17 protein-coding genes are annotated in these 21,403 nt (G+C 72.6%); 6 read left to right on the top strand and 11 right to left on the bottom strand.

Translation table 11 applies throughout. The features are described from left to right. Positions 1 to 4: 4 nt before the first annotated feature. Complete coding sequence (locus AC07GB_RS31640; protein WP_478851454.1) at positions 5 to 949, top strand: DUF3558 domain-containing protein; 945 nt, start codon at positions 5 to 7, stop codon at positions 947 to 949. Between the two features lie 69 nt (positions 950 to 1,018). On the opposite strand, the gene AC07GB_RS31635 is transcribed toward AC07GB_RS31640, so the two are convergent. Further along, complete coding sequence (locus AC07GB_RS31635; protein WP_478851452.1) at positions 1,019 to 1,954, bottom strand: trypsin-like serine peptidase; 936 nt, start codon at positions 1,952 to 1,954, stop codon at positions 1,019 to 1,021. 230 nt (positions 1,955 to 2,184) lie between these two features. On the opposite strand from AC07GB_RS31635, the gene AC07GB_RS31630 reads away from it, so the two are divergent. Next, the gene (locus AC07GB_RS31630; protein ID WP_478851450.1) at positions 2,185 to 3,702 is read left to right on the top strand and encodes a DUF2637 domain-containing protein; all 1,518 of its coding nucleotides are present in this window, start codon (positions 2,185 to 2,187) and stop codon (positions 3,700 to 3,702) included. 186 nt (positions 3,703 to 3,888) lie between these two features. Here the strand turns inward: AC07GB_RS31630 and lysS are convergent, their stop codons facing one another. Further along, a complete protein-coding gene (gene lysS / locus AC07GB_RS31625; RefSeq protein ID WP_478851448.1) occupies positions 3,889 to 5,664 on the bottom strand; it encodes a lysine--tRNA ligase in 1,776 nt (591 codons plus the stop codon). Positions 5,665 to 5,893: 229 nt separating this feature from the next. Between lysS and argS the strand changes: the two genes are divergently transcribed. Further along, positions 5,894 to 7,651, top strand: coding sequence for an arginine--tRNA ligase (argS, locus tag AC07GB_RS31620; RefSeq protein ID WP_478851446.1), 1,758 nt, complete (start codon positions 5,894 to 5,896; stop codon positions 7,649 to 7,651). Positions 7,652 to 7,721: 70 nt separating this feature from the next. Here the strand turns inward: argS and AC07GB_RS31615 are convergent, their stop codons facing one another. From AC07GB_RS31615 to AC07GB_RS31605, 3 genes are all read right to left on the bottom strand, one after another. Then, complete coding sequence (locus tag AC07GB_RS31615; protein WP_478851444.1) at positions 7,722 to 8,291, bottom strand: Uma2 family endonuclease; 570 nt, start codon at positions 8,289 to 8,291, stop codon at positions 7,722 to 7,724. 51 nt (positions 8,292 to 8,342) lie between these two features. Continuing rightward, positions 8,343 to 9,560 carry an aminotransferase-like domain-containing protein gene (locus AC07GB_RS31610; protein WP_478851442.1) on the bottom strand — a complete coding sequence of 406 codons (1,218 nt, stop codon included), beginning with the start codon at positions 9,558 to 9,560 and terminating at the stop codon, positions 8,343 to 8,345. Between the two features lie 93 nt (positions 9,561 to 9,653). Further along, positions 9,654 to 11,162 (bottom strand): helix-turn-helix domain-containing protein, encoded by a 1,509-nt coding sequence (locus AC07GB_RS31605; RefSeq protein ID WP_478851440.1) that lies wholly within the window; start codon positions 11,160 to 11,162, stop codon positions 9,654 to 9,656. Between the two features lie 206 nt (positions 11,163 to 11,368). Here AC07GB_RS31605 and AC07GB_RS31600 point away from each other — a divergent pair, with 206 nt between their 5' ends. The 3 genes from AC07GB_RS31600 to AC07GB_RS31590 all read left to right on the top strand — a co-directional run bounded on the left by AC07GB_RS31600 (position 11,369) and on the right by AC07GB_RS31590 (position 13,864). After that, positions 11,369 to 12,124, top strand: a complete 756-nt coding sequence (locus AC07GB_RS31600; RefSeq protein WP_478851438.1) for a DUF4232 domain-containing protein — start codon at positions 11,369 to 11,371, stop codon at positions 12,122 to 12,124. A 131-nt stretch (positions 12,125 to 12,255) separates the two neighbouring features. Further along, positions 12,256 to 12,786: a DUF4232 domain-containing protein gene (locus AC07GB_RS31595; RefSeq protein ID WP_478851436.1), complete on the top strand. Its 531-nt coding sequence runs from the start codon at positions 12,256 to 12,258 to the stop codon at positions 12,784 to 12,786. 196 nt (positions 12,787 to 12,982) lie between these two features. Next, complete coding sequence (locus tag AC07GB_RS31590) at positions 12,983 to 13,864, top strand: NAD(P)-dependent oxidoreductase (protein WP_478851434.1); 882 nt, start codon at positions 12,983 to 12,985, stop codon at positions 13,862 to 13,864. A gap of 10 nt (positions 13,865 to 13,874) precedes the next feature. Here AC07GB_RS31590 and AC07GB_RS31585 read toward each other — a convergent pair whose 3' ends face one another. From AC07GB_RS31585 to AC07GB_RS31560, 6 genes are all read right to left on the bottom strand, one after another. Further along, positions 13,875 to 14,837 (bottom strand): zinc-binding dehydrogenase, encoded by a 963-nt coding sequence (locus tag AC07GB_RS31585; protein WP_478851432.1) that lies wholly within the window; start codon positions 14,835 to 14,837, stop codon positions 13,875 to 13,877. A 92-nt stretch (positions 14,838 to 14,929) separates the two neighbouring features. Further along, complete coding sequence (gene hemB, locus AC07GB_RS31580; protein WP_478851430.1) at positions 14,930 to 15,919, bottom strand: porphobilinogen synthase; 990 nt, start codon at positions 15,917 to 15,919, stop codon at positions 14,930 to 14,932. Between the two features lie 143 nt (positions 15,920 to 16,062). After that, positions 16,063 to 17,733, bottom strand: coding sequence for a bifunctional uroporphyrinogen-III C-methyltransferase/uroporphyrinogen-III synthase (locus tag AC07GB_RS31575; protein ID WP_478851428.1), 1,671 nt, complete (start codon positions 17,731 to 17,733; stop codon positions 16,063 to 16,065). Further along, positions 17,730 to 18,689 (bottom strand): hydroxymethylbilane synthase, encoded by a 960-nt coding sequence (gene hemC / locus AC07GB_RS31570; protein ID WP_478851427.1) that lies wholly within the window; start codon positions 18,687 to 18,689, stop codon positions 17,730 to 17,732. The genes AC07GB_RS31575 and hemC overlap by 4 nt, the downstream gene beginning before the upstream one ends. Beyond that, entirely contained in the window at positions 18,686 to 20,356 is a 1,671-nt protein-coding gene (locus AC07GB_RS31565; protein ID WP_478851426.1) for a glutamyl-tRNA reductase, read from the bottom strand. Before AC07GB_RS31565 ends, hemC begins: the two co-directional genes overlap by 4 nt. Then, positions 20,353 to 21,108 carry a redox-sensing transcriptional repressor Rex gene (locus AC07GB_RS31560; protein ID WP_030687529.1) on the bottom strand — a complete coding sequence of 252 codons (756 nt, stop codon included), beginning with the start codon at positions 21,106 to 21,108 and terminating at the stop codon, positions 20,353 to 20,355. Before AC07GB_RS31560 ends, AC07GB_RS31565 begins: the two co-directional genes overlap by 4 nt. Positions 21,109 to 21,403 lie beyond the last annotated feature (295 nt).

The raw sequence follows: 21,403 nt of genomic DNA, 5'->3' as shown, positions 1-21,403 counted from the left end.
AACCATGCACCGACCCGCACAGCGACAGCGACAGCGACTCACCCGCGTTCTGGTGGGCGCGGCCGCCGCACCGGTGATCCTCTTCGCCGCCGCATGCAGCGGCGACGACTCCGGCTCCGGTTCGGACGACGGCAAGAAGGACTCCGCGGGCAAGCCCTCCGCCTCGGCGTCGAAGGGCTCCGGCGGCGAGGCCGCGACCGTCGAGAAGGCCGCGTACGGCAAGCTTCCCGAGCCCTGCAAGACGCTCTCGAAGAAGACGCTCGGCGAACTCGTCCCGTCCGCGAAGGACAAGACGGGCAAGACGGGCACGTCGGACGATGTGTCGACGCGCGGCAACTGCACCTGGGAGAGCCTCGAGGACAACGGCGTCGACGGCTCCCAGTTCCGCTGGCTGCGGGTCTCCCTGAACCGCTTCGAGTCCGACCAGTCCCTGGGCAGCGGCGCCAAGCGCGCGCAGGTCAACTTCGCCAAGCAGGTCGCGGACGCGCAGGCGGTCAAGGGCGCGAAGAGCGTGAAGACCACCCCGGTGCCGGGCACGGGCGACCAGGCGACGCTGGTCAGCTACGACGTGGCCAAGGGCAAGGAGACGTTCAAGCAGCAGACCCTCGTGACGCGCGTGGAGAACGCCGTCGTCACCGTCGACTACAACGGCGCGGGCCTCGCGGGCGACAAGCAGCCGAACGCCGCCGACCTCGCCAAGGACACGCAGAAGGCCGCGAAGGAGGCCGCCGCGGCGGTCGTCGCGGCGAACAAGGCGGGCGGCCCGGCGACTTCGGACAAGCCGAAGGACGGCGCGAAGAGCGACGCGAAGGACACGTCGAAGGACGACGCCAAGGGCGACGCGAAGGACGGCGCGAAGAGCGACGCCGAGGACAGCGGCGCCAAGAGCGACGACAAGGGCGGCGACGGCAAGGGCGCGGCCCTGGACGGCGCCAAGCCCAAGAGCTAAGAGCTAAGAGCTAGCGACACCGACGTCAGGGAGCCCGGCCGCCGCGCGCTGCCGGGCTCCCTGACGTCGTCAGCGGCCCTGGGCCCGGTCGTAGACCTTCTTGGCCGTGGCCTTCCACACCTCTCCGTACATCTTGGTCGGCGTCAGCGAGTCGAGCGCGCTGTTGACCGAGACCAGGACGCCGCCCTTGCCCGTGGTGGTGTCGAAGCCGGCCAGCCACGGGCCGCCGCTGGAACCGCCGCTCATGTCGCAGGAGATGGCCTGCTGGCCGTGCTCCTTCTTCGCCGTGCCGGTGCAGCGCAGGAGTTCCTCGCCGCGCTGCGGGCGGGTGGCGGAGTAACCGAAGGCGGAGACGGTGCCGCCGACCGGGCGGTCGAAGGCGATGGCCTGGCCGCCCACGGCGTCGGTGAGCTTCTTTCCGTTCTTGCCGGCGTCGACGGTCAGCGCGGCCATGTCGTTGACGGAGTCCGTCTCCCAGCCGCGCGGGGTCGCGGCCTGCCGGACGGCGAACGCCCCGTACGGCGCCTTGCCCTTGTGGTAGGCGGGGACGAACACCATGTCGGTGTTGGTGTTGTAGGGCGAGGAGCCCCGGCGCACGCAGTGGGCCGCTGTCATCACGGCGGAGCGGTTGGCGCTCTTCACGGCCGTGGCCGTGCACCAGGTGTCGGCGCCGCTCGCGTTGACGAAGAAGAGCCGCCCCACGGTCTTGAGGGTCTTGCCCCGCCACGGCTTGGCCTTCGGGCCGGTCGGCCCGAGGTCCACGGACTTGCCTACCGCCGTCATACGGGCGGGCGTCCAGTAGGCGAGGGCGTCCTTGCGCTCCTTCGCGGTGTACTTCAGGACGGAGACCGGGTCGGCCGCAGCGGCGGTGTCCCGGGCCGCGGGGGCCGTCGCGGGGGCCGTCGCGGAGGCCGGGGCGGCGAGGGCGAGGACCGTACCGGCCACGGCGAGTCCCGTGGCCCCGCGCCGGAGGGTGCGGGTCCTGGAAGGGGTGGTCTCGGGCATGGCGGCGGTCTCCTCGGGTGGTGGCGGGTGGGGCGGACGCGGGCTTTCCGTCCGTGCTGCAAGAGAGCGGAACTTCCCGTTCGGTTGGCGCTGTTGACGACCTGTGACACGGGGGCCGGGCGGTGTGCCGGGCCCCCGGCCAGCGGTACCGGCTCACGCTCGGCCGCACACATGTGCCACGCTGTCGCTCGCAACAACCGGAAAGAGGGAGGGGTTCGCGGGTGGCCGCGATGCAGCTGACACGCATGCACCGGATACTCATCGGGGTCGTGGTCTTCGGTGCGCTCGTCATCGCCGGGATCGGCTTCGCCGGTTCGTACGCGGCCGTACGTGAGCTGGCCGAGAAGAAGGGCTTCGGCTCCTTCTCCGTGGTGTTCCCCATCGGCATCGACGCGGGCATCTGTGTGCTCCTCGCGCTCGACCTGCTCCTGACGTGGATCCGCATTCCGTTCCCGCTGCTCCGCCAGACGGCGTGGCTCCTGACGGCGGCGACGATCGCGTTCAACGGCGCGGCGGCGTGGCCGGATCCGCTGGGCGTGGGCATGCACGCCGTGATCCCGGTGCTCTTCGTGGTGGCGGTGGAGGCCGCGCGGCACGCGGTCGGCCGGATCGCCGACATCACGGCCGACAAGCACATGGAGGGCGTGCGCATGACGCGCTGGCTGCTCTCCCCGCTGCCCACCTTCCTCCTCTGGCGCCGCATGAAGCTGTGGGAGCTGCGCAGTTACGACCAGGTCATCAAGCTGGAGCAGGAGCGGCTCGTCTACCAGGCGCGGCTGCGCTCCCGCTTCGGCCGCCGCTGGCGCAGCAAGGCTCCGGTGGAGTCCCTGATGCCGCTGCGGCTCGCCCGTTACGGCGTGCCGCTCGCGGAGACCGCGCCCGCGGGTCTCGCCGCCGCGGGCATCGAGCCGGCGGTCCTGCCGCCCGTGGCTCCCGTGGCCGCCCCCGTGCCCGTCGCCGCGCCCGCCGCCCAGCAGCCGGAACTGGCCCCGGCTCCGGCCCCCGCTGTCGTGCCCGAGCGGCCGGTGGACCTCCAGAAGCCCCAGCAGCCGCAGCAGCCGCAGCAGGTCTCGGAGCCGCGGCCGCAGGGGCGGCCCGAGGGGGTCGAGGGTCCGGAAGGACCTGAGGGGCAGTGGGCGCCGGGCCAGCACGGCAGCCCGTGGTTCGCGACACCGCAGCAGCAGCGCCCCCAGGGCGAGGCGCCGCTCCCGTACGACCCGGAGGGCCCGTACGACGAGTGGCACGAGGAGCAGGTGGCGTACGAGGAGCAGCAGGCCTACGAGGAGCAGCAGGCCTACGAGGACCACGAGCCGTTCGAGGGCGCGCGGCCCTACGCCCGTCCCGCGGAGCCGGAGGCTTCCGAGGTCCGGGTCCCGTCGGGTCCGGGCCGCACCCGCCCGCTCGCGAACGGCCAGGCGAACGGCCGGCTGATCCCGAACCCGCGCGCGGAGCAGGCGCCCGCCGACGAGCCCGAGCAACTGCCCGAGCCCGTCGAGCCCGTCGACGGGGGGCCGGGTCTTCCGGACGACATGACGCGCGAGGAGGCGTACTTCAGCGCCTTCCGCAAGTACGTGAGCGAGATGGGGGACTACCCCAACGCCCGCCAGTTCAGCCTGTACCTGATGGACCTGTACGGGGTCACGGGCCAGGCGGGCGGCCCCCTCACGGAGAGCACGCTCCGCCCCTACCTGCGCGGCTTCCGGGACCGCTACCAGCAGGACCTGGACGCCGAGGAACACATCGCCTGACCGAGCGCGGCTGAACGGGTTCCCTCTCCCACCCGCGACACCAGGCTCCGCCCGCAGCGCCGCCCCTCCCCCTCCCGCTGTGGGCAATCGTCCCGCAGGGCGGGACGGGTGGGCACAGCCCCCGGCGCCGAGCAACCGTGGCACCGGGGCCCGCCCGAGGCCCCGGTTCAAGGCCCAGGGGCCAGGTCAGGCTCCGAGGAGCTTGCGCACCCGCTCCGCCCCCACCGCGAGCAGCAGCGTGGGCAGCCGCGGCCCGGTCTCCCGGGTGACCAGGAGGCGGTAGAGGAGGGCGAAGAAGGTGCGCTGCGCGACCTTGATCTCCGGCGGCAGCTCCTTGGCCGTCGCGTCCGCGGAGAACCCGGCCCGCACCTTCGGCACGCCGTACACGAGGTGGGTCAGACCGTCCAGGGACCAGTGCGAGTCGAGGCCCTCCAGGAGGAGGCGGAGCGAGTCACGGGCCTCGTCGTCCAGGGACGAGAGCAGCTCCGTGTCCGGCTCGGCGCGCACGATCGTGCGGGCCTCGGCGGGGACCTGCGTGGTGATCCAGTTCTCGGCGCGGTCGAGCCGGGGCCGGACCTCGTCGAGGGAGGCGAGCGGCGCCGACGGGTCGAGGTCGCCCAGGATCCGCAGGGTCTGGTCCTCGGCGCCCGCGGTGATGTCGGCGACGGAGGCCAGCGTGCGGTAGGGCAGCGGCCGCGGCGTGCGCGGCAGCTCACCCGCGGCGGTGCGCACCGCGCGCGAGTGGGCGGCGGCGTCGGCGGGCAGCGCGCTGCCGTCGGCGACCTTGGCCTCCAGCTTGTCCCACTCGTCGTAGAGCCGCTGGATCTCCTGGTCGAAGGCGATCTTGAAGGACTGGTTGGGCTTGCGGCGCGCGTACAGCCAGCGCAGGAGCGGCGCTTCCATGATCTTCAGGGCGTCGGCCGGGGTGGGCACGCCGCCGCGCGAGGACGACATCTTGGCCATGCCGGAGATGCCCACGAAGGCGTACATGGGGCCGATGGGCTGCACGCCGTCGAAGATCTGCCGGACGATCTGCCCGCCGACGACGAACGAGGAGCCGGGGGACGAGTGGTCCACGCCGCTGGGCTCGAAGACGACGCCCTCGTACGCCCAGCGCATCGGCCAGTCGACCTTCCAGACGAGCTTGCCGCGGTTGAACTCGCTCAGCAGGACGGTCTCGCCGAAGCCGCACGCCGTGCAGACGTAGGCCAGCTCGGTGCTCTCGTCGTCGTACGAGGTGACGGTGGTCAGGTCCTTCTCGCACTGCCCGCAGTAGGGCTTGTACGGGAAGTACCCGGCGGAGCCGCCGCTGCCGTCGTCCTCGCCGGCGGCGCCGGAGCCCTCCGCGGCCTCCAGCTCGGCCTCGTCGACCGGCTTCTGGCCCTGCTTCTGGCCCTGCTTCTTGCCCTGGGCGGGGTCCTTCTTCGTGCGGTACTGGTCGAGGATCGCGTCGATGTCGGCGCGGTGCCTCATCGCGTGCAGGACCTGCTCGCGGTACACGCCCGAGGTGTACTGCTCGGTCTGGCTGATCCCGTCGAACTCGACGCCCAGCTCGCGCAGGGAGTCGATCATCGCGGACTTGAAGTGCTCGGCCCAGTTCGGGTACGCGGACCCGGCGGGCGCGGGCACGGACGTCAGGGGCTTGCCGATGTGCTCCGCCCAGGACTCGTCGACGCCCGGGACGCCGGCCGGGACCTTGCGGTAGCGGTCGTAGTCGTCCCAGGAGATCAGGTGCCGCACCTCGTGGCCGCGGCGGCGGATCTCGTCGGCGACCAGGTGCGGGGTCATGACCTCGCGCAGATTGCCCAGGTGGATGGGGCCGGAGGGGGACAGGCCCGAGGCCACCACGATCACCGGTGCGGCGGTGGCGGATTTCGCGCCCGCGGCACGACGCTCCGACTCGGCGATGACCTCGTCCGCATAGCGGGAGACCCAGTCGGTGGTATCGGTGCTCTGAGCCACGATCGGCGCCCCTCTTTTCCTGCCTCGATGCCGGTACGTACGGGCGTACCGCTGGACCGCACCATTCTCCCAGGTCGCCCCGCGAGCGCGAAAACGCCTTTCCGTTCCGCCCGCCCACCTGCGGTGGAGCAGGGGCCCGCGGCCCCGTCGCGACCGCGAAATCCGCTGGACGCCCCATGGGATACTGACCAGGTCTACCCACACCCTCGAGGAGAACGGCACCCACTCCATGGCCTCGGTCCAGTCCCTCACCGCCTCCGTCCACCAGCGCCTCGCGGACGCCCTCTCGGCAGCCCTGCCGGAGGCAGCCCCCGCCGACCCGCTGCTGCGACGCAGTGACAGGGCCGACTTCCAGGCCAACGGGATCCTCGCGCTCGCCAAGAAGCAGAAGGCCAACCCGCGCGACCTGGCGGCCCAGGTCGTCGAGGGCATCGACGCCCCGGAACTCCTGAAGGACGTCGAGGTCTCGGGCCCGGGCTTCTTGAACATCACGGTCACGGACCGGGCGATCACCGAGACCCTCGCGGCCCGCGCGGCCGACGCCGACCGCCTCGGCGTGCCCCTGAAGGCCGAGCCGGGCACCACGGTCATCGACTACGCCCAGCCGAACGTGGCGAAGGAGATGCACGTCGGCCACCTCCGCTCGGCGGTCATCGGTGACGCGCTGCGCGGCATGCTCGACTTCACCGGCGAGCGGACGATCGGCCGGCACCACATCGGCGACTGGGGCACGCAGTTCGGCATGCTCATCCAGTACCTGATCGAGAACCCGGACGAGCTGTCGGCCGAGACCGACACCGACGGCGACCAGGCCATGTCGAATCTGAACCGGGTCTACAAGGCCTCGCGCGCGGTCTTCGACGCCGACGAGGACTTCAAGGAGCGGGCCCGCAAGCGGGTCGTCGCCCTCCAGTCCGGCGACAAGGAGACCCTGGAGCTGTGGCAGCGGTTCGTGGACGAGTCGAAGGTCTACTTCTACTCGGTCTTCGAGAAGCTGGACATGCGGATCCGTGACGAGGAGATCGTCGGCGAGTCCGCGTACAACGACATGATGGCCGAGACGGCCCGGATGCTGGAGGAGTCGGGCGTCGCCGTCCGCTCCGAGGGCGCGCTCGTCGTCTTCTTCGACGACATCAAGGGCAAGGACGACAAGCCGGTCCCGCTGATCGTGCAGAAGGCCGACGGCGGCTTCGGCTACGCGGCGTCGGACCTGTCCGCGGTCCGCGACCGCGTCTTCGGCCTGCACGCGACGACGCTCCTGTACGTCGTGGACGTACGCCAGTCCCTGCACTTCCGGATGGTCTTCGAGACCGCGCGGCGGGCCGGCTGGCTGAACGACGACGTCACCGCGCACAACATGGGCTACGGCACGGTGCTCGGCGCGGACGGCAAGCCGTTCAAGACGCGCGAGGGCGAGACCGTGCGCCTGGAGGACCTCCTCGACGAGGCGGTGCAGCGCGCCGCCGAGGTCGTGCGCGAGAAGGCGCGGGACCTCACCGAGGACGAGATCCAGGAGCGGGCCGCGCAGGTCGGCATCGGCGCGGTGAAGTACGCGGACCTGTCCACGTCCCCGAGCCGCGACTACAAGTTCGACCTGGACCAGATGGTCTCGCTCAACGGCGACACCTCCGTCTACCTCCAGTACGCCTACGCCCGCATCCAGTCGATCCTGCGCAAGGCGGGCGACACCGCTCCGGCCGCGCACGCGGACCTCGAACTCGCCCCGGCGGAGCGCGGCCTCGGCCTGCACCTGGACGCGTTCGGCGACACGGTCTACGAGGCCGCCGCCCAGTACGCCCCGCACAAGCTGGCGGCGTACCTCTACCAGCTGGCGTCCCTGTACACGACGTTCTACGACAAGTGCCCGGTCCTGAAGGCGGACACCCCGGCCCAGGTCGAGAACCGCCTGTTCCTCTGCGACCTCACGGCCCGCACCCTCCAGCAGGGCATGGCCCTCCTGGGCATCAGGACGCCTGAGCGCCTCTGATCCCGGCGTACGCACGACTGAGGCCCGGCCCCCTACGGAGGGTGCCGGGCCTCAGTCGTGCGTACGCCGCTCAGCCGTAGAGCGGGAACCCTTCGGTGCCCAGCGTCAGCCCGAGCCCCGGAATGTCGATGTCCTCCCCGAACTTCCCGCGCCTGCGCCCCTGGAACTCACCCTCGCGCGGCACGGTGTAGAGGATCCAGGTGCCGTCCCTCGGGTCCACGAGGAGATACGCCGGGATGCCCGCGTCGGCGTACCACTCGACCATGTCGCGGGTGTCCTTGCTGCTGTTGCTCTTGGACACCACCTCGACGACCAGCTCGACGTCAGCCGGGTCGACCAGCCAGTCGTCGGAGTCACCGAAGGCCGCGTCGCAGATAAGGAGGTCGGGGGTGGCGTAGTCGTCGGGGTCGTCGGGCATGCAGACCGAGGAGACCTGGAACGCGCTCAGGTGCTCCGGCAGCGCGGGACGCAGTCGGTCGTACAGGTCGTTGATGGCCTTCGCGTGTTTGCCACGCGGCGTCGGCGACATCATGAGCACTCCCCGGATGATCTCGGCACGCAGGCCACTGGCCTCTTCGGCCGCCTCGGCAGCCTTACGCAGCCGCGTCATCGACGTGTGCTCCGGGTTCGAGAGAGTCATGACAGCCTCCCTTCCGACATCACCGAGTGTAACGAGGCCTCCTCACGGAGGTCACTCCGCTTGTCCGATCAACGCCGACTTCAAGCGCCGCAGCCCTTCCGCGATCTCCTCCGGCGTCTGCGTCACGAAGCACAGGCGCAGCGTCGCCGGGTCCGGGGTGCCCGCGTAGAACGGCGCCCCGGGCACGTACGCCACGTCGTGGGTGATGACCTCGCGGAGCCGGGCCGTCGCGTCATAGCCGTCGGGCAGCCGGACCCACAGGAACATGCCGCCCTCGGGGCGGTTCCACGTGGACCCTTCGGGGAGCGCGGCGGCGAGGCCCGCGAGCATCGCGTCCCGCCGCTCCCGGTAGGCCCCGGCCACCTTCGCCACGTGCGCGTCCAGGTCGTAGTGCTCCAGGTACCAGGCGGCGGCGAGCTGGTTGACGGTGGGTGTGTGCAGGTCGGCGGCCTGCTTGGCGATGGCGCAGGCACGCCGCAGCGCGGCGGGGGCGCGCAGCCAGCCGAGCCGCATGCCGGGCGCCATCACCTTGGAGAAGCTGCCGAGCAGCGCGGTCCGGTCCTCGGCCCCGGCCTGGCCCGCGATCCACGGCACGCGCTCGCCCTCGAACCGCAGCTCCCCGTACGGGTCGTCCTCGACGAGCCAGAGCCCGCGCCGCCCGGCCACGGCGGCCACCTCGGCGCGCCGCTCGGCGGACATGGTGCGTCCCGTCGGGTTCTGGAACGTCGGCACCGTGTACAGGAGCTTGGGCCGGTGCTCGGCGACGAGCGTCTCCAGGGCCCCGGGGTCGATGCCCTGCTCGTCGCCGGGCACGGCGACGACGCGCGCGCCCGCGAAGGCGAACACCTGAAGGGCCGCGAGGTAGCAGGGGTTCTCGACGAGCACGGTGTCCCCGGGCTCGACGAGGGCCGTCGCGAGCAGCGAGAGGGCCTGCTGGGAGCCGGTGGTGACGAGGACGTCGTCGGCGTCCGTGGCGAGCCCGTTGTCCGAGTACCGCCCGGCTATGCGGGCCCGCAGCGCGGGCTCCCCCTCGGTCGTCGAGTACTGGAGCGCCTGCCCGGGCCGCGCGGTGAGGACGGCCTGGTAGGCGGCGGCGACGCCCTCGCTGTCGAAGAACTCGGGCGCGGGCAGGCCGCCCGCGAAGTTGATGACCTCAGGGCGTGCGGTGACCGCGAGGATGTCCCGTACGGGCGAACCGCCGACGGCGGCGGCGCGGGCCGCGAGGGCCGGGACGGGGGCGGTGCTGGGCGCGGGGACGGTGGCGGTCATCGGCGGCTCCTTCGGTTTTCGAGCAGCCTAAGCGGCGAGTCGGCCGCTACCGGAGCCGTTTCGCGATGCGGACGTGGACCGGGGGGCCGGCTGTCACTGCGGGCCGCCCTCCCAGTCGTAGCCGTCCTGCCCGTTGGGGCGGCGCCACGCCTTCACCCACTCCCGGTCCTGGAGGCTGTAGCCGTAGATGGGGTTCTTCCCCGCGGCGCTCGTGCGGAACGGCTTGCCCTCGTCGTCGATGATGACCGTCCCGTGCCGGGAGCCGCTGGACCACTCCAGCTCCAAGTACCAGCGCACGTAGCGGCTGTTGGTGGCGCCGAAGACGTAGAAGGCCTCGGGGTCGTTCTCGCTCACCTTGTAGGGGAAGGTGTCGCCGCCCTGGGGGACGAGAGCGGCCTGCCCCCGGTCCAGCTGCACGTCGAAGCCGTGCTTGGGCATGCCGCCGCCGCAGCCCACGCCGAGGTACCCCATGAGGTACATGTTCCTGGCGGGGGGCGCGCTCTCGCCCACGACGCGGACGTTCAGGGACTCCAGGACGACGGTCTCCTTGCCGGTGCCCTGGACGGTGAACCTCACGGCCTGCTTCTCGGCCGAGACCGCGTCGAACGCGGACACCCACCTCTCGGCGTCCTGAGCGGTGGGCGGCGTGGGCAGCCGCTTCGGTGAGCGGTCGATGAGGTAGGGGTGCCCGCAGTCGTCCGGCCAGTACTGGGACCGGGTGGAGACGGTGATGGGCGCGCGGCCCTGGGTGCCGCCGCTCCCGGAAGCCGTGCCGCCGGAGCCCGGGGCGCGGCCCTCGCTGCCTTCCCCGCTCTTGGGGGCGCCCTTGGTGCGGCCGCCCTGCCGCTGGTCCGCGTCCTTCTCGGGGGGCTTGGCCGAGGGCGGGGCGGAGGGCTTGCCGGACGGCTCCTTCCTGTCCGTGCCGGACGGCGAGCGCTCGGCCCCCGGGCGGGGTCCTTCGCCCGTGGCGGAGTGCTTGCCGTCGCCGCCGGAGTTCCCCGACGCCGCGTGCACGGCGAGGGCGGTGCCCCCGAGGGCGAGCACGACGCCCATGGAGGCGAGCACGACGAGCCGCTGCCGCTTCCTGCCGGGCGGGCGGGGCTTCGTCCGGGGGTGGGGCCGCGGTTCGTAGCCGGGGTCGGGGGCGGGCTCGGGGTCGGGTTCGGGTTCGGGGTCAGGTCCGGGGCCGGGCCCGGGTTCGGGTTCCGGCTCCCGCGGGGTTTCCGCTTGCTCGGCTTGCTCGGCGGTGTCCGGCTCCGGTTCCGCCTTGGGCTGTGCCTGCGGGTGCTCCTGGGGCGTGTGGTCACTCGCGGGGGCCGGGCCGGGCGCGGGCTCCGGCTCGGGCGCCGGCTCCGCCTTACGCCCGCGCGTCGCGTCGGCGACGATCCACCTGCGGTGGACCTCCACCAGCTCCTCCGGAGTCGCCTTGCACAGCCGGGCGAGGCGCTCGACCGGGGCGAACTCCGTGGGCACGGCGGTGCCGTTCACATAGCGGTGGAGCGTGGACGTGCTGACGTGCAGTCTCTTGGCGAGGGCTCCGTAGCTGAGCCCGGACCGCCCCTTCAGTTCTCGCAGCAGCTCCGCGAGATCGCCCGCCCCCACGTGTACTCCTTCCCGCGCCGCCGTTCCAGGCGGCACCTATTCCCCCAGGTCAGGGCCGGTAAGAACATTCCAGCGTCCCGAACGCCGCAGCGAGGCTAACGGCTGGGACGAAACCCCGCACAAGCTGGTGGTCATCCAAGCACGCCGCTCACCACGGCCCGGCCGAGCGGCACGCGTCTACCCCGTCACACGAGAAGAGACCAGCCATGCGTGCGCCCGTCCGACGTCCCCGTACCCGCTTGTTCGCCGCCGTGACGATCGCGGTCGCCGCGCTCTCGCTCACGGCGTGCGACGACGAAGACGGCACGCGGGACGAGGGCGCCGCGAAGTCCGCGCAGTCGTCCAGCGGCGACGCCGCGCAGCAGCCCGACAAGCCCGACAAGCCCAACAAGACTGACGGGGAATCCGGGGCCAGCGGTTCCGGTGCGACCAACGGAGGCGCGGGCTCCGACAGCGCGTCCGGAAGCGGCGGCGAGGACTCGTCCGGTACGTCCGGCGGCGGTGACTCCTCCGGCGCGTCCGGCGGCACGGGCTCCGACCCGTACGACCCGGCGAACCGCGTCGCCTGCTCCGCCGCCAACACCTCGATCACCGCGACCCCGGTCCAGCGCCCCCTCAACTACATGCTCATCACGGTCACCAACACCGGCTCCAAGATGTGCGACCTGAAGGGCTACCCGAGGCTCAAGTTCGAGAGCGCGCAGTCCGTCCCGCCGGTCATGGAGAACACCAAGCCGCAGGCCGTGACCTCGCTCAAGCCGGGCGCGAAGGGCTACGCCGGCGCGATCCTCTCCGCAGGCGACGGCAGCGGCGGCGAGGGCTACACCGCGCGGAGCCTGGAGGTCGGCTTCGAGGGCAGCGACCGGATGGCCGAGGCCGCGCTCCAGGCGAAGGGCGTCCACGTGGACGACAAGCTGCGCGTCACGTACTGGCTGAGCAGCTCGACCGACGCGCTCAACTGACCACCCGCGTCCGGCCACCCGGCCGGACCGCACCCCCGCACACCACCCACCGCACACCCACCTCCCGCACTCCACCCACCGCACACCCACCTCCCGCACACCACCCACCGCGAAAAGAGACGGAACCGCCCATGCGCACCAACCGCCGCACCGCCGCCGCCCTCGTCACCCTCACCGCCGCGCTCTCCCTGACCACCCTCGCCGGGACGGCGGCCACGGCCGCGCCCGCCAAGGCCGCCGCGCCGGTCACCTGCTCCGCCGCCAACACCAAGGTGACCGTCAAGGAGGTCCAGCGCCCGGTCAACCACCTGCTCCTGACCGCCAAGAACACCGGCACGAAGCCGTGCTACGCCTACAACGCCCCGTACCTGCGCTTCGACGACGCGCAGTCCCCCACCCAGATCCTCCGGGACAGCGTGCCGCAGGCCGTCGTCACCCTGGAGCCGGGCGAGTCCGCGTACGCGGGCATCGCCACGTCCTCGCCGGAGGGCACGGACGGCTACCAGGCCAAGAAGCTCGGCGTCCTCTTCGCCAACCGCGCGGACAACGGCGGCGTGGGCTCCACGACGCACCCCAAGCTCCCGAGCGGCGGGGTGTACGTGGACAGCTCGGCCTTCGTCACCTACTGGCAGTCGACGGCCGCGGACGCCCTTTACTGGTAGCCCCCTACCGGTAGTCCGCGAACCCGTACGGCTCGCCCCGGCCGCGCCCGCGTACCTCTCCCCCTGGTGCGCGGGCGCGGCGTGTTCACTGACTTTTTCGTAAGTACCGCACTTAATAGTCGGTACTTGTCCGATGGATCGCGGGGCCGGAGGATCGAGGCATCACCTCGATCCGCCCCCTTCCCCAAGGAGCCCCATGTCCTCCGCGTCCCCCAAGCCGCCCGTGTCCGTCCTCGGCCTCGGCAACATGGGCAGCGCCCTGGCCGCCGCCCTGCTCAGGGCGGGCCACCCCACCACGGTCTGGAACCGCACGGCCGCGAAGACGGGCCCCCTCGCCGCCCAGGGCGCGACCCCCGCGGAGACGCCCCTTGCGGCCGTCACCGCGAGCCCCCTGGTGATCGCCTGCCTCACGCTCAACGACCACGTCCGGGACGTCTTCGAGCCGCTCGCCGAAGAGCTGCGCGGCAAGACCGTGGTCAACACCACGAACGGCACCCCCGCGCAGGCCCGCGAACTCGCCGCCTGGGCCGCGAAGCACGACATCGCGTACGTCGACGCCGGGATCATGGCGGTCCCGCAGATGATCGCGACCCCGCACGCCTACATCCTCTACAGCGGCGACGAGAAGGCCTTCGAAGAGCACCGCGGGACGCTGGCCGCGATGGCCGCCCCCAAGTGGGTTGGCCAGGACGCGGGCCTCGCCGCGCTGTGGGACCTCTCGCTGCTCACCGGCATGTACGGGATGATCCAGGGCGTGGCGCAGGCGTTCGCCCTGACGGGCAGGGCGGGCGTGGAGCCGCGGGAGTTCGCGCCGCTCCTGTCCGAGTGGATCGTCGCGATGACCCAGGGCATCGTGCCCGGCACCGCCGCGGCCCTGGAGTCCGGGCAGCACCTGACGGACGTGTCCAGCCTGGAGGTCAACCAGGCGGCGTTCCCGAACCTGCTCGCGACGTTCGCCGAGGTGGGCGTCAGCGACGAGCTGTTCACGGGCCTTCAGCCCCTCCTCGACCGCGCGGTCGCCCAGGGGCACGGCGCGGACGGCCTCTCCCGCCTCGCCGAACTCCTCAAGCGGGGCTAGGCGTTCGCCCTCAGGGCACGAGCACGACCTTGCCGGTGGTCTCCCGGCGCTCCAGGGCGGCGTGGACCTCGGCGGCGTGGGACAGCGGGAAGGACTGCACGGCGGGCACGAGGTCACCGCGCGCACCCGCCTCCAGGGCACGCCGCTCGTAGCCGGGCCGGTCCTCGGGGCGGGCGAGGAGTGCGAGCAGCGCGTCGACGTACGCGACCGGGCCCGGCGGAGGCGTGAAGTCGACCTGCGAGGCGGACCCGATGGACACGAACCGGCCGCCCTCACCGATGAGTTCGAAGGCGGTGGCGGCCAGGATGCCGCCCACCCCGTCCAGGACCACGGTCACGGGCCGGTCGGCGCCGAGCAGTTCGCGGACGGTGTCGTCCCAGCCGTCCTCGCGGTAGTCGACGGCCTGAGCACCGAGCTTGCGCACGGCCTCGGCCTTGGCGGGCCCGCCCGCCGCGCCGACCACGGTGGCGCCCACGGCGAGCGCGTGCTGGATCACGAGGCGCCCCACGCCCCCGGCGGCGGAGGTCACGAGGACCACGTCGTCGGCGGTGAGCCGGGCGATGTCGAGCAGCCCGACGGCGGTGGCCCCGGTGACGACCATGGCCACCGCGTCCTGGAACCCGAGCCCCTCCGGCAGCGGGTGGACCTGGTCCACCTGGGCGACTGCCAGCTCGGCGTACCCCCCGGGCGTCCCGGATGACGTCACCACGGACCGCCCGAGCCAGGAGCTGTCGACCCCCGGGCCCACCACGTCGACGACCCCGGCGACCTCGCCGCCGAGGACCGCGGGCAGCTCGGGCAGCGGCGGGGCCAGGTCGCCGGCGGCCCCCGCCCGCATCACGGTCTCGATGAAGTGGACTCCGGCCGCCCGCACGGCGACCCTGACCTGGCCGGGCCCCGGCTCGGGGTCCGGCACGGTCTCCTGGCGGAGGTTCTCGGCGGGTCCGAATTCGCGCAGTACTACGGCGTGCATCTGTGGTCCTCCCCAGCGGGCGACGAACGACCTGACGCACCCCACTCTGGAAGGTGAACCGAAGTTGAGGTCAAGCGCGCGCGGCGAACCGCTCAGAGTTGCCGGGCCACCTCGGTCGCCCAGTAGGTGAGGATCATGTCGGCCCCGGCCCGCTTGATCCCGGTGAGGGACTCCATGATCGCCGTGTCCCGGTCGATCCACCCGCGCTCGGCGGCGGCCTGGATCATCGCGTACTCACCGGAGATCTGGTACGCGGCCACGGGCACGTCCACGCGCTCCGCGACCTTGGCGAGGACGTCGAGGTAGGGCCCCGCGGGCTTCACCATCACCATGTCGGCGCCCTCCTCCAGGTCGAGCGCCAGCTCCCGCAGGGACTCACGGGTGTTGGCCGGGTCCTGCTGGTAGGTCTTGCGGTCGCCCTTCAGCGAGGACCCCACGGCCTCCCGGAAGGGGCCGTAGAACGCGGAGGAATACTTGGCGGTGTAGGCGAGGATCGCCACGTCCTCGTGCCCGGTCTGGTCGAGGGCGTCGCGGACGACGCCGACCTGGCCGTCCATCATGCCGCTCGGCCCCACCACGTGCGCGCCCGCGTCGGCCTGCACCTGCGCCATCTCGGCGTACCGCTCCAGGGTGGCGTCGTTGTCGACGCGGCCCTCGCTGTCGAGGACACCGCAGTGCCCGTGCGCCGTCGTCTCGTCCAGACACAGGTCGGACATCACCAGGAGGTCGTCGCCGACCTCGGCCCGCACGTCGCGGATCGCGACCTGGAGGATCCCGTCCGGGTCGGTGCCCGGCGTGCCGACGGCGTCCTTCTTGGACTCCTCCGGCACCCCGAACAGCATGATCCCGGAGACCCCCGCCTCCAGCGCCTCGACGGCGGCCTTCTTCAGGGTGTCCCGCGTGTGCTGGACGACGCCCGGCATCGAGTCGATCGGCACGGGCTCGTCGATGCCCTCCCGCACGAAGGCGGGCAGGATCAGATCGGCCGGGTGCAGCCGCGTCTCGGCGACCATGCGCCGCATCGCGGGGCTGGTGCGCAGCCGCCGGGGCCGCGAGCCGGGGAACGAACCGTAGGTGCTCACTCTTGACTCCCTTCCGGCGGGCTGACCCAGCCCGTCCGGCGTGTTGAGGACGAGCGCGAAGCGCGATGAAGGGGGTCCAGGGGGGCGCGGGCCCCCCTGGCTCCACGTGCCGGGGCGGGCCTTGAGCCGCCCCACGGGGCACCTTACGGCGCCGTGGCCCTCCGCCTGCGCGCGCCCGGGCGCCGCTCGCTGGGCCGGGTCACGGGGTCGCCGGCCTCCAGGGCGGCCGTGCGGCGGCGCGCGCCGAACTCCGCGAGGGCCGCGGCCAGCTTGTGCACCGACGGCTCCGGCGCCATCACGTCCACGCGCAGGCCGTGCTCCTCGGCGGTCTTCGCCGTGGCGGGCCCGATGCAGGCGATGACGGTCACGTTGTGCGGCTTGCCCGCGATGCCGACCAGGTTCCGCACGGTGCTGCTCGACGTGAAGAGCACGGCGTCGAAGCCGCCGCCCTTGATGGCCTCGCGGGTCTCCGCGGGCGGCGGCGACGCCCGCACGGTCCGGTAGGCCGTGACGTCGTCGACCTCCCAGCCGAGGTCGATGAGCCCGGCGACCAGCGTCTCCGTGGCGATGTCGGCCCGGGGCAGGAACACCCGGTCGATCGGGTCGAAGACCGGGTCGTACGGCGGCCAGTCCTCCAGGAGGCCCGCGGCGGACTGCTCCCCGCTCGGCACCAGGTCAGGCTTCACGCCGAAGGCGATCAGCGCGGCGGCCGTCTGCTCGCCCACGGCCGCGACCTTGATGCCCGCGAAGGCACGCGCGTCGAGCCCGTACTCCTCGAATTTCTCCCGCACCGCCTTGACGGCGTTCACCGAGGTGAAGGCGATCCACTCGTAGCGCCCTGTGACGAGCCCCTTGACGGCCCGCTCCATCTGCTGGGGCGTGCGTGGCGGCTCGACGGCGATCGTCGGCACCTCGTGCGGCACCGCGCCGTAGGAGCGCAGCTGGTCGGAGAGCGACGCCGCCTGCTCCTTCGTGCGCGGCACGAGCACCCGCCACCCGAAGAGCGGCTTCGACTCGAACCACGACAGCTGGTCGCGCTGGGCTGCGGCGGAACGCTCACCGACCACGGCTATGACCGGCCGGCCCCCGTCGGGCGAGGGGAGGACCTTCGCCTGCTTGAGGACCTGCGCGATGGTGCCGAGCGTCGCCGTCCAGGTGCGCTGGCGCGTCGTCGTACCGGCGACCGTCACGGTCATCGGGGTGTCGGGCTTGCGGCCCGCGGCCACCAGCTCGCCGGCGGCGGCCGCCACCGAGTCGAGGGCCGTGGAGACCACCACGGTCCCGTCCGACGCGCCGACCTCGCTCCAGCACCGGTCGGAAGCGGTCCGCGCGTCGACGAAGCGCACGTCGGTGCCCTGCGAGTCCCGCAGCGGCACCCCCGCGTAGGCGGGCACGCCGACCGCGGCCGCGATGCCCGGCACCACCTCGAAGGGGATGCCCTCGGCGGCGCAGGCGAGCATCTCGTCCGCGGCGTCCGTGTCCAGGCCGGGGTCACCGGTCACCGCACGCACGACCCGCCTGCCGCCCCGCGCCGCCTCCATGACAAGATTGGCCGCAGCCTGAGCCGGTGCGGCTGTCGGCGCCTGAGCGCTCTCTGACGTGCCGTCAACCGGCCGCGGCAGCGGTGTGTCCACACCCCCTCGGGCATGCACGCGTACGACATCGAGAACATCCGGCTCGGCGATCAGCACATCCGCTCGGGCCAGCGCCTCGACGGCGCGCAGAGTCAGCAGTCCCGGATCTCCGGGTCCGGCACCGAGAAAGGTGACGTGCCCGTGTGCGGGAAGGCCGGGAAGGTTCGAGGTGGGGCTCAAAGTGCTCGCTCCCCCATCAGACCGGCCGCGCCCTTGGCGAGCATCTCGGCGGCGAGTTCCCGCCCGAGCGCCGTCGCCTGGTCTTCCGTCCCGGGCACGGGACCGGTGGTGGACAGCTGCACCAGCGACGAGCCGTCGGTGGCACCGACGACGCCGCGCAGGCGCATTTCCTTGACAACCTGCCCGTCGGCCAGCAAGTCGGCCAGCGCGCCCACGGGCGCACTGCAACCGGCTTCCAGGGCGGCGAGCAGGGATCGCTCGGCGGTCACGGCGGCCCGCGTGTACGGGTCGTCGAGTTCGGCGAGCGCGGCGACGAGGTCCGCGTTGGACGCGGCACACTCGATCGCCAGTGCCCCCTGGCCGGGGGCGGGCAGAATCATGTCGACCGACAGGAAGTCGGTCACCTCGTCGAGCCTGCCGACGCGGCTGAGTCCGGCGGCGGCCAGGACGACGGCGTCGAGCCGCCCGTCGTGCACGTATCCGATCCGGGAGTCGATGTTGCCGCGGATCGGCACGGTCTCGACGGTGAGGCCGTGAGCGCGGGCGTACGCGTTGAGCTGCGCCATGCGGCGCGGCGATCCTGTGCCCACGCGGGCCCCGTCCGGCAGCTCCGTGAAGGCCAGGCCGTCGCGCGCGATCAGCACGTCCCGCGGGTCCTCGCGCACCGGCAGCGCCGCGAGCGTGAACTCGGCGGGCTGCGCGGTCGGCAGGTCCTTCAGGGAGTGCACGGCGAAGTCGACCTCGCCGTCGCGCAGCGCGTCGCGCAGCGCGGTCGCGAACACACCGGTGCCGCCGATCTGCGCGAGGTGCTCGCGCGAGGTGTCGCCGTACGTGGTGATCTCGACCAGCTCGACGGGACGCCCCGTCAGCTGCCTGACCTCCTCGGCCACCTGGCCGGACTGGGCCATCGCCAGTTTGCTGCGCCTGGTCCCGAGCCTGAGGGCCCTCTCGGTCATGCCCGGCCTCGCTTCGGGTCGTCGTTCATGTCGTGCTGGTCCTGCCTGCCCGCGGGGGCGCCGGGGGCGTCCCGCAGGTGGTCGGCCCGGGAGACGGCCGCGACCGTCTCCGGGTCGAGGTCGAAGAGGGTGCGCAGGGCGTCCGCGTACCCGGCGCCGCCGGGCTCGCTCGCCAGCTGCTTCACCCGCACCGTCGGCGCGTGCAGCAGCTTGTCCACGACGCGGCGCACGGTCTGCGTGATCTCGGCCCGCTCCTTGTCGTCCAGCTCCGGCAGGCGCCCGTCGAGCCGGGCGATCTCGCTGCTGACGACGTCGGCGGCCATGGTGCGCAGCGCGACCACGGTCGGCGTGATGTGCGCGGCCCGCTGGGCGGCGCCGAACGCGGCCACCTCGTCGGACACGATCGTGCGTACGGCGTCCACGTCCGCGGCCATCGGCGCGTCGGCGGAGGCCTCCGCGAGCGACTCGATGTCGACGAGCCGGACGCCCTCGACGCGGTGCGCGGCCGCGTCGATGTCCCGCGGCATGGCCAGGTCGAGCAGCGCGAGCGCGACGGCGCGGGCGGGGGCCGCGGTGTGAGCGCGGACCACGGCCGTGGCCGTGCGCGACGCGGCGCCACCGCCCACGGCGGGGCTGTTGTCGACGAGCGCGCCGTGCTGTTCGTACGCGTGGGCGTCGCCGATGTGGGGGCCGACGGCGGGGTCTTCGGTGCTGTCGGGGTCTTCGCCGGGCGTGACGAGGCAGGTGTCGTCCGCGCAGGCCCGCGGGGCGTCGCCGGTGGCCGCGGGCGTGCCCGTCTGGCCGGGCAGCGTCACCGCGGGCGCGCCCGTCCGGCCGGAGACCGCCGCCGCGACGTCGGCGCCCGTGAGCACGAGGCCCGTCGCGCCGGTGCAGGAGACAGCCACGTCGGCACGTGTCAGCTCGGCCGCCACCGCGTCCATCCGGACCGCACGGGCGCGCACGCCGGTGCCGCCCTCGGTCAGGATCTCGGCGAGCCGCTCGGCCCGCTCCAGGGTGCGGTTGGCGATCACGACCTCCTCGACGCCGGAGCGCGCGAGGGTCGCCGCCGCCAGGGACGACATGGAGCCCGCGCCGATCACCAGGGCGCGCTTGCCCTTGGCCCACGCCTCCACCGGCTCGCGCCCGGCGAACTGCTCGAGGCCGAAGGTCACCAGGGACTGCCCGGCCCGGTCGATGCCGGTCTCGGAGTGCGCGCGCTTGCCGACGCGCAGCGCCTGCTGGAACAGGTCGTTGAGCAGCCGCCCCGCGGTGTGCAGGTCCTGCGCCCGCGCCAGGGCGTCCTTGATCTGGCCGAGGATCTGCCCCTCGCCCACGACCATCGAGTCGAGACCGCACGCCACCGAGAACAGGTGGTGCACCGCCCGGTCCTCGTAGTGCACGTACAGATAAGGGGTCAGCTCTTCGAGGCTCACGCCGCTGTGCCGGGCGAGCAGCGTCGACAGCTCGGCCACGCCCGCGTGGAACTTGTCCACGTCCGCGTACAGCTCGATGCGGTTGCAGGTGGCGAGCACGGCGGCCTCGGCCGCGGGCTCGGCGGCCACCGTGTCGTGCAGCAGCTCGGACTGCGCGTCGACGGTGAGCGCGGCCCGCTCCAGGACGCTCACCGGAGCGCTCCGGTGGCTGAGGCCAACGACGAGGAGACTCATGCCGGCATCACCGCGGGGACGTCCCCGTCGGGGCCCTTCCGGTGCTCCTGGGAGGCGGCGGGCGCGGCGGCGCCGTCGCCCGCCCCTTCCTCGCCGGCCTTGCGCTGCTCGTGGAAGGCGAGGATCTGCAGCTCGATGGAGAGGTCGACCTTGCGCACGTCGACGCCGTCCGGGACGGTCAGGACGGTCGGCGCGAAGTTCAGGATGGACGTGACACCGGCGGCGACGAGACGGTCGCAGACCTGCTGGGCGGCGCCCGCGGGGGTCGCGATCACGCCGATCGAGACACCGTTGTCCGTGATGATCTTCTCGAGGTCGTCGGTGTGCTGCACCGGCATGCCCGCGACGGGCTTGCCCGCCATCGCCGGATCGGCGTCGATCAGGGCCGCCACGCGGAACCCGCGCGAGGCGAACCCGCCGTAATTGGCCAGGGCGGCGCCGAGGTTACCGATGCCGACGATGACAACCGGCCAGTCCTGGGTCAGGCCCAGCTCACGGGAGATCTGGTAGACGAGGTACTCGACGTCGTAGCCGACGCCCCGCGTTCCGTACGAGCCGAGGTAGGAGAAATCCTTGCGCAGCTTCGCGGAGTTGACTCCCGCGGCGGCCGCCAGCTCCTCGGAGGAGACCGTGGGCACGGAGCGCTCCGACAGTGCGGTCAGCGCCCTCAGGTACAGCGGAAGTCGGGCGACGGTGGCCTCGGGGATCCCTCGGCTACGGGTCGCCGGTCGGTGAGTTCGGCCAGTTGCCACGGTGCTCCTGCGGGTAGAGCGGGGCTGTGGGCGGGCCTGCGCCACTCGTCGTGTCCCAAGACCGCCCCGTCGAATGCAGGCTATGTCTTTGTGAACGCGTGCACAAAGATGGTGTCCGATTTGCCCGCCCAACGTGACCGGGGTCACGCGCCCCTGGCGCACTTTCGTGGAACCGGCGCACGGCCAGGAACGACACTCACCTGACGGGGGCAAAGCCGCACACACTCCTCATGATCATCGCCCCCGAGACCTCAAAACCGCACCCGATGCTAAACGACTTTCCGGACAGCTCCGG

This window comes from Streptomyces sp. NPDC045778 (assembly GCF_056431945.1).
This window is presented reverse-complemented; position numbering and strand designations above follow the sequence as displayed.